The sequence below is a fragment of the Chloroflexus sp. MS-G genome (assembly GCF_000735195.1).
Classification (GTDB): Bacteria; Chloroflexota; Chloroflexia; order Chloroflexales; family Chloroflexaceae; genus Chloroflexus.
The window spans coordinates 1-12918 of the sequence record NZ_JPIM01000065.1; the positions used below are offsets into that span (position 1 = coordinate 1).

Genomic DNA, 12918 nt, shown 5'->3' on the forward strand with positions numbered 1-12918 from the left:
GATGGTGCTCTGCGTGAACGTGATCTCGACGATCAGGTGCATCTCTACTGGAGCCGTCCACCGCTACCGTCAATGCGATCCGATGTCTACCTCTATGCGACCGAGGTTCTTGAAAAGGTGCGACTGCACATTCAGGTGGAGCTTGAAGTTCAGATTGTTAATCAGGCGCCGGGCAGTATTGGTGGCGTTCCGTTACCACCGATACCAGTTGCACCGTTGCCCGATCCCGCCCGCCAGATCATTTCTGGTCAGATTCATGTGACGTTGCTTGCCCCGCGATCTCTGGTGGCACCAGGCAGTTGAGGGGCGAGTGTTTGAGAGAAGCGAGCAGGTTCATAGCTATGCAATGTAATCGTTCACCACCGCCGCTGTACATGGGACGAGCAGGTTAAACCGCTCACGAGCCTGAGTGCGTGTGTAGAAGGTACAAGAGCTACCATGCATTCGTCGCGATAGACCCGATACTCGAATTGGTGTGTCGTGATCCTGCCTGAGCGCGCAGATGCCATCAGGTGCGCACCAGATGATGACACACTAACTCCGCACAGAGTGAGGCATCTGCGGTGTTCCAGGATGATGTAGCTTTGTCTTGAAAGGGGGTGTTATGCACCATCACCGGTCTTCTGGCCAGACCCTGATCGAAATGGCACTGGCATTACCGATCCTGTTGACACTAGTGATTGGGCTGTTTACCGTCGGTCAGATCATCCTGACCCACTATGCCGTCAATAAGGCTGTTCGTGCCGCGGTGCATCAGGCAGCGCTAACAGGTGGTAACCGGACGGCGACCGAGACGGCTGCTTATCGAGAATTGAATGGCAGTCTGGGTATTGACCCGAAGACTGGCGAAGTTTTGATCTCGTGTCCGAATCGGCCTTGTCGGCGTTACGACCCGATCACGGTCGAGATACGCTACCGCGTTGCCCTGTGGACGCCGACTGCCCTCCTGCCCTTCGGTGATGAGATCGTGGTACGGGCAAGTGCCACACGTGCTGCCGAGCGTGATCAACAGTAGGAGAAAGCTATGTCTCGTCGCTATCCTGGTCAGGCCCTGCCACTACTAGCGCTGATGCTACCGGCCTTAACGCTGTTTACCCTGGTCGTGATTGAAGTCACCAACCTCTGGCTGGAAGTGGCGCTGCTCGAAGACGCCTTGCAGCAGGCAACCCGCTCGGCTGTTCAGCAAATCGATTACGCCGCGCTGGCCCGCAATGACCAGACGTTACGCGGTAGCCGAACGTGTCGGTCGGTTACAGTGCAACAACCCAGTCAGTGTGCAGCGCTTGTCAATGTGGCCCATCAATTCCTGCTGACCAACTTGCGAAATGCCTCTCTGGTCGATCGCGATCCGGTCACTTTAGCTACTGCTGTGCGTTGGACTATCTTACCTAGAGGAGGAACCTGTGCCAATGTAACAACCGCTTCGCCACTCCTCTGCGCCGAATTACAACCAACGCTGCGTGGGTTGTTCGGTTTGGGAACCATTACGCCACGGATTCGTGCTGCCGACACGATTGATCGCTTAGGTCAACCGTAATACTGCAAGAGTAAGGAGTATTCGTATGTCAGCCATTGGCACCCTTCATCAGGCGCTTTCCCGTCGTCGAAGCAATCCTCTGCCGGCAATCTTGATTGGTCTCGGTGTCATCATTACTGCTGTTTTTACAGTGCTTGCTTTCCTGGAAGCTAGTCGTACCGAGCCGGTCGTTATTCTGGCGCGTGATGTGCCTTATGGGCAACCCATCAGTGCCGATGACCTTACGGTCGTATTGCTCCCACGGCATCGACCGGTCCAGCTTACCGGCATCAGTTCGCCAACGCTGGCTATCGGGCAATATGCCGCCCGACATCTGGCAGTCAACGATCTGTTACAACCATCGATGTTGATGGAACACGCGCCAACACGGCCGGTCTATCCCAACGGTGAAGCATTGACGCCGGGAATGGTCGCAATGCCATTCAGCACAGAGACGATTGGGCCGTTAACCCATCGCGACCGCATTAATATCGGTTTCAACGATCCAAATGGCTCTCCTGATGTGTGCGATCAGGCCCAGCGTGCGGCAGAAGGTCGTCAGCCCACGGTCGTGCCACCATCCTCGCCATTGCAACCACGCCCTTACGCCTGTCGCCTGCTCAGCGGTGTGCGTGTGCTCTACGTCGATACTGAAGTAGGTACCGCTTATCTTGAACTGACTCCTTATCAGTCGCATACGCTTTGGGCGTTGCAGGCAGCCGGTCTCACGTTGTGGGGTGAGCGTTACGGGAGTGATTCGCCGGTTTTGCCAGCACTTGACCGGCTCGATATTGGGCAGATCACGGTTGAGGAATTGGGAAGGTCAACGACTTCGTTACCTGATGAAGCTCAACCATAATCACGAGGGATGGTGAGAGCGGCTACAAATCGCTCTCGCCAATCGCGCAGTGGATTGTATGCGAATAACGATCTGGTCACGATGCGTTCCACACCATACCTATCAAGGAGGTTGTATGTCCTCGAACTGGGATACACTCATTCATTCACCAGCGCCAGTAGCGGAAGATGGTCATGCTATCACCGAGGAGTTGCGCATGTTAGTGCGCAGTGGGCGTTTCCGCGATGGTTGGTATCTGCCGCCAACAGAGGCGTTTGCCCGTCTCGGTTTTAGCAGTACCATTCGTTGGCGCGACGTGGCCTGGTACGGCCCCCTTGAAATCTGGCGCGATCCAGAGCATGGCGTCTCTGACATCCTGTTCAACGGTCCGGCCGATTCACCCTTTTTCGTTGTCCAACGCGGTATGATGGTCAACACCGGAGTCATGGTTCATCCGGCGTGGATCGATTGGACGCAGCGCCAGCTTGTCTGGCGGAGCCACGATATTCCTCCGGATCAACCATTCTCATCATTTATGCAGGGAGTGGTCGATGGTTTGCGCTATGCAATAACGGATCGGCACGCCTCACCCGCTGGCCCCAGCCTTGCCATTCGGTTACTGCCCGAACGGTGGACGACCATTGATGATCTGGTGCAGAGTGCGGTGATTTCACGCGAAGCGAGTGATCTGTTGCTGGCTGCGCTCAACGGTGGTGCTTCGCTGCTGATCGCCGGCCCAACCGGAAGTGGTAAGACAACGCTGGCCGCTGCACTGACGCAAGCCATCGGGAAACATATGCGCTTGGTCATTATTGAAGATGGTGGTGAACTTCCGCGCAGTGCAAATAGCTTGCATATTGAAGCGCCAACCGACACCGGTGGGTTTAGTCGGGCGGTTACCTTTGCTTTGCGCCAGAAGCCTAACTACATTATCGTCGGTGAGGTGCGCGGTGGCGAAGCCATGGCGCTGTTACAGGCTGCTGCCACCGGTCATCCGGGGTTAGGGACGATCCATGCCGCTACGGTACAGGGTGCTCTACGCAATCTTGAACGAATGGCACTGATTGGGTTGGCGAATGAAACAACCGGCGCCGGTCAGGCTGCGGCCCAGATTGTGCGCGGTCTGATTACGTCCGATGCGGTCAATTTGCTGGTTGTGCAAATCGGACGGACGCCAAACGGCAAGCGTGGAGTGTTGGCTGTTGAAGAGGTGTTGCCCCAAGGTGCGCAAGGGCAGAGCGGTGATCCGTTTCCTACAAATCCTCTCTTCCGCTATGACCGTGCAAGTGATCGCCTGGTGCGTGCCGGTTATGTGAACGCAGCCTGGGGGCTTGGGCGGATGTGAGCTGAACGTAGACAGTGAATCGTTGGCACTGAACGTAGATACGGCAATGATCCGACATCACCGGAGGAGCATAATGGAACTTATTATCTTTAGCGCCATTGAAGGATTACAGGCAGAGGTCGAGCAGTTACGAGACGTAGCCGTGCTGGCGCCATCGCGTATTGATCAGGTTCAGCGCTTACTGACCGGCTCCCGACCACCAGATGCTATCTATATTGATGACAGTCGCGGTACTCCCATAGCCGAGCTGTGGGAGGTAACCGCTCGCGCCCAGCAGGTCGGTGCGCGAGTGATGCTAGGTCTGGCCGGTCCGGCTCGTTCGGCGTTGCCTGATGCGCTAGCCGCCGGTATACCGGCAACCGGTGAACGCAACCCGGCGGTGCTGGCCGACTGGATTGGCGCACAAATTGGGCGTCGTCGCGGTAGCGGTGTCCAACGCTTGCCGGTCATTGCTATCGGTGCGGCTAAAGGTGGTATCGGGAAGACCTTTGCGACCTGTGTTCTGGCGGAAGGTCTGCGGCGGCGCGGTCTTGATGTGCTGGTATGGGATAGCGACATCTCGAACCCCGGTCTGGTGCCTGCATTTCGTATTCCGGCCAGTGCGCCATCGTATCTGCATCTGGTGCAGCGCGGTCCATCACATTGGAATCCGACCAGTATTAAACCGTTTATTTTCCAACCTGAACACACTCGTGCCGATCAACAAGGTTGGGGGCGGATCGACCTTCTCATTGGTTCGCATGCGGTTGCCCGTGCCGAAAATGATATCCGCTTACCCGACTGGCAAGGGCTGTATCAGGGGATTATCGCGTTGGAAGGCTATGATGTTGTATTGATCGATACTCCGCCCGATTACCTGCGCCGACCTTACGCTACCCATGTCTTACAGGCAGGGGGAAGTGTCATTTTACCAACACCTCCTGGGGCCCGTGAACGAATGGGGGTCGGTCATATGCTCGAACACTTTACCGAACTGGCTCCTGAGCGACTCGAACGCTGTACGCTCCTCTTTATGGAGCCAGAACGTGGTGTGACCGTCACTGTCGGTATGGTCGCTGAGCTTTTCGCTCGTCGTTATCCACGGATCGGGAATCTCGGTACGCTACCGCGTGAACCGCGATTGGCCAGTCTTGCTGATGAGCACGACGGTTACATATCGATGCTCGACCTTGGTCCGCAGAGCCGTTTCACCCGTGCTGCACATCAGGTGGTCGAGGCATTGTGTGCTCATGCCGGCCTGCAACCAAGATTGCCGATGCCGCAGGTCGGATGGTGGGCGCGCTTGCGTGAGCGGCTCCCTGGTCAACGAACGTTAGCACCCGCAATTTCATAAGTCTCTGGAGGCGATGATGCATCCTGCATACCGACCATTAACGGTGATTGAAGAGGGTGGATTGGCCGATTTGATGCCACAGCAACAGACTGCTACTGATCTAAAGGGCGCCGTCTTGCAGGCGGCCCGTGATCTCCTGCTCCGCGAGCTAAGTCCCGCTCTACTCGATCCGGTTGCGCCTGCAACTGAGCGTGATCCAGAAGTACTGCGCGTGCTACGGGCGGCAATCGGCAAACAAACTGAGTCTGGTGGGCCTTTGGCCGGATTATCTACCGATGATGCCAGTCTGCTCCGTCTCTTTCACGACACGATTGGCTGGGGACCGGCCCAACCATACCTCGATGATGAACGGATTCAAGAGGTTAAGATTATCGGTGACCGTATCATGGTTCAAGAAGAGGGCTCGGATTTTACCCTCGCCCCCGAACGCTTCAGCTCACCACGTCAGGCGCTTGATCGGGCACTGGTGTTGGCCTCACGTCTGGCTGTACCACTTGATCGTAGCCGACCGCAAGATACCTTGCCGCTGGCGCATGGTACCCGGATGCACGTGACGATCCCACCCTGTACTCCTGATGATACTGCCTTGATCTGTATCCGGCGCGGCCGACGTACAGCCTGGACGCTCGAAGACATCCTGCATCGTGACGCCTGTGATGACACTCTCTTTTCTCTCTTGCAATTGCTGGTACGTGCTCGTTGTTCGTTTCTGATCGCAGGCGAAACCGGTTGTGGCAAAACAGCGCTGCTTGAGGCGATTGTCAATTCATGGCCAGGCGAACCCCACGTGATCACCATTGAAGACAACACATTGGAGATAAACGTTCGTCATGCAGCCTGGACACGCGAATTGGTTCAGACCAGCCTCGAACCGCACGCTTTTGGTCGCGCCGCACGTGAGGTATTGCGGCAGACGCCATCACTGGTTGCGCCGGGTGAAACCCGTGCTGCCGAAGCTGGTGCGATACTCGCCGTAGCTGTGAGTGGTCACGCTGTCGTTACCACCATCCACGCTCGCAATGCGTTACGTGCCGTCAGTCGGCTAGCCGATTGTGCAGCGATGCCTGGTGCGTACCTCTACGAAGGTCGGCGGAATAACGCGCTCGAAGACATTTGCGACAATTTCCATGTTGTGATTCATCTGTCGCGTAGCGTCGGGCGTCGCTATATCAATGAGGTTGCGCTGCTCGATGGTTGTGAGGAGACGGCTACTGGGTTACGGCCACGGATCGTTCCGCTAGCATGGGCCGAACCAGAGCGGACCGGTATCCGCTGGTATTGCCTGGCACAAGCACAGCATGATGAATTGATCTGGAATGGTGAAGATCGAACACCGGACATTCTCAAGCAACGTCTGGCTCTGCTCAAGCTGAGTGAACGTCCTCGGGCAGTTGCTAGTAGTCGGGCAATTGTCGAAGATGCTCTGACTCAGGCTGCCCTCGCTCGTCAAACCGGTGCCCCCGAACGAGCGCTGGCAATCTTACGACGAGCCTGGACCGAGCGCAGTGATGAGCGTCTGGCTCAGGCTGCCCGGCAGGCGCTATTGATGATGCCTGTACAGGCACATCAGGCGACGACGGCTGCTCGTGAAACGTATGAACAGATTACAGGTGCGTTGCACAGCCGCCATTGGGATCGTGCAGCCGCATTGTATACCGGGCTTCACGCTGACCTCGAACGGTACGCAGCGTTTTCTCCTCCCGGTGGGTGGTCGGTGCTAGCCGACACTATCGCAGTTGCTCAACAAACTGACCGTGATGCGCGGGCTATCGTTGAACGTGCCGATCAAGCGTTACATCAGGGCCGTGCCCGTGATGCGCTTGATCTCCTGACCAATCTTGATCCAGGCCGACTCAGTGATGAAACGGCGCTGGCGTTGCTGCGTACTCGCTACGCTGCGCTCAATGCCCTGATAGCAACCGGTGAGGTTAGCCCGGCGGCCTTGATGCCGGTTGCTGCGGCGCTGCGGATGCGCGAGGCTGTATTGAACAGGCAAGAGAGCGGATCAGTCCCTGCCGGTTAGTTGTTTCCCACCTTCCCCTTTCTAAACGAGGAAGGGGAAGGTAAGGATCATCAGCCGTGTTGTGCAGATGTGCGCTGCGGTGCGTTTCGCTAATTTCATGGTGATGCGGGGTTTTCTTTATCTTGTCCGATGAAGCTGCACGTTTCCCGCAGGTTTGTGCACGCCATTGGGTGATTAAGGTCAATAACAGAAAAGCAATGAAGGAGTAAAGAATGCCTGCTCTCGATACCCTCACCCATCCAGAAACGGCCTGGTTGCTACGGGCTGCACCAGCTCTGTTGGCTGCCTTGATCACTATGACGGCGACATTTATGTTCCGTCAACCGTTGGCTCAATTCCTGAACCGTCTCCACCGGTCTCGTCTGGTGGCTGGTTTCGATCCGGCATTGACCTGGCGACCGCAGCTCTTGGAAACGCGAATAGCATTGCTGCTAGCAGGGAGTGCGGCAACCCTTAGCAGTGTTGTGCTTGGATGGATCGGTTCCGTCTGGCTTGCGCTGGCTGCTGCGCCGGCTGTAGCCGCACTGGTAGTCCGGCTCGGCTTTACCTTCGCTACATACCGTTACAATCAGCAACTGGAACGTGAATTAACGCCAGCCATTGGTCGACTCAGCGCACTGTTGAGCGGCGGTCTAGGGTTACGTACTGCCTTAGAACGTATTCTGGCTGATATGCCAAACGGTCCACTGCGTAACGAATGGATATGGCTCATCCAGCAACAGGGTACGCCACTGGCCGATGGCAGTATTGCCACGCTCCGTCAGGTCATTGCTGCACTGGCTGCGCAAACCTCGAATCCACGCCACGAGACACTGCTTAACCATCTGGTAGTCGTTGCCGATCAACCGCAAGACCTGCAAGCACGGCGTTGTGCGGCTGCTTATGCTGCATTGCAGGCATCTGAACGACGACGCGAAGAAGCGTTGACTGAACTCGCCCAAATGCGTTACAGCGGTCTGGCTGTTGGGGGAGCAGGCTGCCTGATGGCGTTCTATCTCCTCACAACCCAATGGGAACGGGTGCGGGTGGCATACAGTTCACCGCTGGGTATGTTCTTTGCGATTATTGTCGCTCTGGCTTTGCTGGCACCAATCATTGGCGGTTTCTGGCTCTCGCGTGTCGAGGATGTTGATTACTGAGGTGATCTTGTTGTTGGCTTATGACGGGCGTGCAACCTGTGGACGCGCGTCAGCCGTTATCGTTTCTGGGAGGAGGCTGTATGTCACATATCCTATCAATTTCTACCGCTCCGGCACTCCTAGCCGCTTTGAGTGGTGCACTGTTAGCCGCCCTTGGTGTGGTGCTTCGTCATCAACCGGTCGCAACCAAACCTCTTAATGAACGGCAACGTCTGCTCATCGGGCAGAGTGGGGGGATCGTTCTTGCACTGCTCTGTTTAGGTGCTTCTCTCAGTGGTGGTATCTTCTGGATCGCACTCGGCCTGGCAGCGTATCTAGCATTTGGGATGGTATGGGCGCGCCAGCCCCAACGCAGGCGTGCACGCACCGAGCGTGAGCTGCGTCAACTTACACCGGGTTTAATCGGATTTATTCGGGTCGCATTAGGGAGCTTCGAGGCGCCAAGTATGCTCTTGCGACGCTACTGTACGCAGGCAACACCACGGCAGGTGTCAATGCGTGAAGTCGTAGCTGCGGCCCTGACCCTGAGCGAAGAGCAACGGATGCGTCCTTTTGCAGCCCTGGCCGAGATCGCACGTCGCTATCGCTGTCGCGAGCTGATCGACGCTACTGCGGCTTTGGCTCAGGCCGAAGCCGAAGGGACACCGGTTGAGATGGTGTTGGCCGCTCAACAACAGACGCTCGAAGCGTTGCTGCAAGGCGAATTTCGCCGTCTCATCCGTCGGCGCACCGTGTATCTGCTCTTGCTGGCAGCTATCAGTCTGGTGGTGGGGATTTTACTTAACCTACTGTTCGTTATGGTTGTCGGGAGTAATGTGTTGTCCTTTTGAGAACGGCATTGTGAATGAGGGCTTCGTAAGATTATGTTCCTGCCCAGCAGTGGCGAGGTGAGGTGAGGATTAGGAAAGAGGGATAAGAGCGGGCTAACCCCCCGCCCCTTCCCCGTTTGCGAGGACCTGGAGAGGTTGAGGTCTGCGAGGCCTGGGGGATGAGGTTTGCGGGAGGGCTTGAAGACGATGATGTGCTGCTATGCCAACGGCCTGCTGCACAGGCGGGTCGGAGGCCCGCGCACCCAGGCAGGCCTCTGGCCTTCATCAACCGCCTCGATGACGGTAATCAATGGTTTAAGAGGTGCCAACGGCCTGGTGTACAGGCGGGCCGGAGGCCCGCGCACCCAGGCAGGCCTCTGGCCTTCATCAACCACCTCGATGACGGTAATCAATGGTTTAAGAGGTGCCAACGGCCTGTTGCACAGGCGGGTCGGAGGCCCGCGAACCCAGGCATACCGGAGGCCCGCGCACCCAGGCAGGCCTCTGGCCTTCATCAACCGCCTCGATGACGGTAATCAATGGTTTAAGAGGTGCCAACGGCCTGGTGCACAGGCATACCGGAGGCCCGCGCACCCAGGCCTCTCTATGGCGCTATCACCGGTAATGTTGCTTCAACCGTCGGCTCAATCGTCAAGAGGGAACGATGAACCCAACCTTCTTGCTGGCGTGGGTTAATGATCCGCAACCAGACCCCGTCAGCGGTTCGTCCGAGCAACACCACCGTCTCATTAGCGTGAATTTGATCGAGAACAGCGCCTTTCAGGGAGGGTTCGGCCCGTACATTACCACCGTTAAATACTATAGCCGTTGGTCGGATCGGCGTTGGTGTTGGTGCCGGAGTAGGCGTTGATGTTGGTGCTGGCGTTGGCGTTGCTTGCGAAGTCGGTTTAACAACACCGATCCCTGCGGATGATGAACCTTGTGATTGAAGATTACTTGACGAAGCGGTATTGGCTGTGCGTAGAGGAGCACCACCTGATTGCACGAGCGTACCTTGCCCATTGAGAGTAATCTGCGGTATCCCGGCGAACAGGAGAGCGATACCGGCCAGTACAAGGTTCAACCCAAATGTACCGAGAGCCAACAGCATCCGATCCTGATTCCGTTGTACCTGTTGGGCATTATGGATTCGTTCCGCATCGCTTAACCGTTGCAACAGAATCTTATCATCCCACAGTTCAACCGCCTGTCCGCGTGCTTCAAGTCGCGACTGCGGCGTAAATGAACTGGTAGCGACAAGGATGGCCCGGTCGGCACCCTGAATGTGGAGTGCACCGACCAGATCGCGCACATAATTGGGACCTACCGATTTACTGTACCGTTTACATTGAACCAGATAGCGTAAACCATCACGCTCAGCAGTAATATCGACGCCACGATCACCGCTTCCGCCACGTATCACCACATTTTTCCAGCCTAAATCTTCAAGAAGGAGGGCAACGCGCTGTTCAAATTCGCTCGGCGAGAGTTCTAGCAGTTGCCGCCGGCGCAAGCGTAAAATCCGAAGGTCGATAAGCCACTGGTTGATCAAGAAGATGACGGAAAGGCTCCCGATGATGAATACAATCTGCCAGAGAAGAGGTTGTACAAGGGTAAGACTACCCAAAATAGCCAAAAATGTCGGCATGACAATCGTTGCATGCAGATTTGAGCTGTTGTAGGAAGAACGTTGCCTGGAACGTCGCGCCATGTTGAGGTCTCCTGTTATGAACACTTCACCACAGCGCATAGTACCAGATCGGTATTACACGTCCGTTTCCACGTCGTCTGCGTTATAATAGTTTGCATACACATATCTTGCCCAGGAGGAAAATCACTGTGAAGTCGCTGATACAGGCCCGCTGGATAACACCATTACTGGTTGCTACCGCTGCATTAGTGCTTGATCAACTATCAAAGCACTGGATTGTCGTCCAACTTGGCCCTGAGCCAATGACCCGTTTCATTCCGCTGGTCGGTGACAACATTCGATTGGCATATTCACAAAATACCGGTATCGCTTTTAGCCTGTTCCAGGGCCAATCTGATGTCTTAACGATTGTAGCGCTCATCATCATCGCCGGTGCTGTGTATCTCTACGTTACGCAACTACCTCATCGGCGTCGTCTGGTACAGATTGCAATTGGTCTGATCCTCGGTGGGGCGTTGGGGAACGTCGTTGATCGCGTTCGTCTCGGTTTTGTGGTCGATTTTATCCAGGTCGGCTGGTTTCCGATTTTCAACCTGGCCGATAGTTCGATTACCGTTGGTGCTGCGCTGTTAATGTTGCAGTACGCGCTCGATGAAATTGCGTGGCGGCGAACCCGGCAGGCAATGATTTCACAATAGGTATGCACTCACGCTGGATGCTGATAGCTCTAGTTGCCGCGCCAGTCTTTGCCCTTGACCAATTGAGTAAGGTTTGGATCACCGACATTCTGTTGCGGAATAATCAACCAATTCCTTTGCTGTTCGATTGGGTGCAACTGGCGTATCACGAGAATACCGGTGTCGCCTTCGGCCTCTTTCCCGATCAAGGTGGTTGGCTGTCGGTAGGAGCCGGCCTGGTGTTGTTATTGCTTGCTTTTACGTATCAATACCTGCTCCCTGCCGAATCAACCTGGGTGACGATAGCGGTAGGAATGATCTTTGGTGGCGGATTGTCAAATCTGCTTGATCGGATTCGGCAGGGCTACGTTGTTGACTTTATTCAATTTGGTTGGTGGCCGGTGTTTAATCTGGCCGACGGCGCGATTACGCTGGGTATAGCGGCACTGGCATTCCACATTATCTTTATCGGTGATGAACCGGTGCCACCTGAACCAGAACCGGTCGATGATGGTTTGCTCAGCGAGCTGTTGAGTCGCGATCCGGAGCCGACGTCGACGACTTCATCACGTCATCGCAACTCGGAGTCATCGTCATGAATGCAATCGGTGATGTAACATGGCTCGAAGCTGATGAGCGAGTGATTGTGGTGCCATCAACTTCGGCCGGCGAGCGAATTGATCGCTTTCTTGCCAATGTGTTCCCCGATCTGTCACGGGCACAGGTACAACGTCTGATCGAGCAAGGATTGGTGCTCTACGATGGTCGGCTTACACGCGCCAGTCAATCGATCCGACCGGGGATCGCCATTCAAGTCACGATTCCACCACCGATTCCTACCGAACTTGTGCCCGAACCTATCCCACTCGATGTCGTGTATGAAGATGCCGATATTGCGGTGATCAACAAGCCGGCAGGAATGGTAGTGCATCCGGCGCCCGGTCATGCACGTGGCACGCTGGTGAATGCGTTGCTAGCGCGCTATCCTGATCTGGCGATTGGTGGTGAGGTTCGCCCCGGTATCGTTCATCGCCTGGATCGTGATACATCTGGGCTATTGGTCATCGCTCGCCATGACAATGCTATGCGCGACCTGATCGCCCAACAGCAGGCTCGTCGTATGCGCAAACTGTACCTGGCGTTGGTTGTCGGGCGACCGCCAGAGTCTGGTACGATTGATGCACCGATTGGTCGTGATCCTCATGATCGGCTGCGGATGGCTGTTGTGCCTGATGGTCGCCCAGCTCGTACTCATTACCGGCTATTGGCTACCTTTGGCGATTATAGCTTGCTGGAAGTACAACTCGAAACCGGTCGTACCCATCAAATTCGGGTACATATGCGCTATCTCGGTTATCCAATCGTTGGCGATCCGGTTTATGGTCCTCGGCGTTCACACGGGCACTTGTCTCGCCAATTTTTGCATGCCAGTAAATTAGGTTTGTTTCATCCCCGTGATGGGCAGTGGCGGGAATATACTGCACCTTTGCCGACCGACCTCGCAACAGTATTACGCCAACTGTCGGAGAAGGCTTCGCGCCGTTGAAACCGCGATATGCTACAATGCGTGAGTACAGCGACGATGTA

13 protein-coding genes are annotated in these 12918 nt (G+C 55.8%); 12 read left to right on the forward strand and 1 reads right to left on the reverse strand.

Annotated elements, in window-relative coordinates; genetic code table 11:
• From JE47_RS20545 to JE47_RS0112575, 9 genes are all read left to right on the forward strand, one after another.
• Positions 1 to 303 (forward strand): hypothetical protein (locus JE47_RS20545; RefSeq protein ID WP_035419434.1); only part of this gene is annotated, 303 nt, incomplete at its 5' end.
• A gap of 301 nt (positions 304 to 604) precedes the next feature.
• Positions 605 to 1015, forward strand: a complete 411-nt coding sequence (locus JE47_RS0112540; RefSeq protein WP_031460095.1) for a TadE/TadG family type IV pilus assembly protein — start codon at positions 605 to 607, stop codon at positions 1013 to 1015.
• 9 nt (positions 1016 to 1024) lie between these two features.
• On the forward strand, positions 1025 to 1537 hold the full coding sequence (locus JE47_RS0112545) for a hypothetical protein (RefSeq protein ID WP_031460096.1): 513 nt from the start codon (positions 1025 to 1027) through the stop codon (positions 1535 to 1537).
• 25 nt (positions 1538 to 1562) lie between these two features.
• Entirely contained in the window at positions 1563 to 2375 is an 813-nt protein-coding gene (locus tag JE47_RS0112550; protein WP_031460097.1) for an SAF domain-containing protein, read from the forward strand.
• A 115-nt stretch (positions 2376 to 2490) separates the two neighbouring features.
• A complete protein-coding gene (locus JE47_RS0112555; protein ID WP_031460098.1) occupies positions 2491 to 3699 on the forward strand; it encodes a CpaF/VirB11 family protein in 1209 nt (402 codons plus the stop codon).
• Positions 3700 to 3772: 73 nt separating this feature from the next.
• Complete coding sequence (locus JE47_RS0112560; protein ID WP_031460099.1) at positions 3773 to 5032, forward strand: nucleotide-binding protein; 1260 nt, start codon at positions 3773 to 3775, stop codon at positions 5030 to 5032.
• A 13-nt stretch (positions 5033 to 5045) separates the two neighbouring features.
• Entirely contained in the window at positions 5046 to 7055 is a 2010-nt protein-coding gene (locus JE47_RS0112565; protein ID WP_236631231.1) for an ATPase, T2SS/T4P/T4SS family, read from the forward strand.
• Positions 7056 to 7267: 212 nt separating this feature from the next.
• Positions 7268 to 8194 (forward strand): hypothetical protein, encoded by a 927-nt coding sequence (locus tag JE47_RS0112570; protein WP_031460101.1) that lies wholly within the window; start codon positions 7268 to 7270, stop codon positions 8192 to 8194.
• A gap of 80 nt (positions 8195 to 8274) precedes the next feature.
• A complete protein-coding gene (locus tag JE47_RS0112575; protein WP_031460102.1) occupies positions 8275 to 9024 on the forward strand; it encodes a hypothetical protein in 750 nt (249 codons plus the stop codon).
• A 583-nt stretch (positions 9025 to 9607) separates the two neighbouring features.
• Here the strand turns inward: JE47_RS0112575 and JE47_RS0112580 are convergent.
• Entirely contained in the window at positions 9608 to 10714 is a 1107-nt protein-coding gene (locus JE47_RS0112580; protein WP_051871151.1) for a DUF2034 domain-containing protein, read from the reverse strand.
• Between the two features lie 128 nt (positions 10715 to 10842).
• Here JE47_RS0112580 and lspA (JE47_RS0112585) point away from each other — a divergent pair, with 128 nt between their 5' ends.
• The 3 genes from lspA (JE47_RS0112585) to JE47_RS0112595 are packed head-to-tail and all read left to right on the forward strand — an operon-like array spanning position 10843 to position 12877.
• Positions 10843 to 11352, forward strand: coding sequence for a signal peptidase II (gene lspA / locus JE47_RS0112585; RefSeq protein ID WP_031460104.1), 510 nt, complete (start codon positions 10843 to 10845; stop codon positions 11350 to 11352).
• A 2-nt stretch (positions 11353 to 11354) separates the two neighbouring features.
• A complete protein-coding gene (lspA, locus tag JE47_RS0112590; protein ID WP_031460105.1) occupies positions 11355 to 11930 on the forward strand; it encodes a signal peptidase II in 576 nt (191 codons plus the stop codon).
• Entirely contained in the window at positions 11927 to 12877 is a 951-nt protein-coding gene (locus JE47_RS0112595; RefSeq protein ID WP_031460106.1) for an RluA family pseudouridine synthase, read from the forward strand. Before lspA (JE47_RS0112590) ends, JE47_RS0112595 begins: the two co-directional genes overlap by 4 nt.
• Positions 12878 to 12918: the final 41 nt, after the last annotated feature.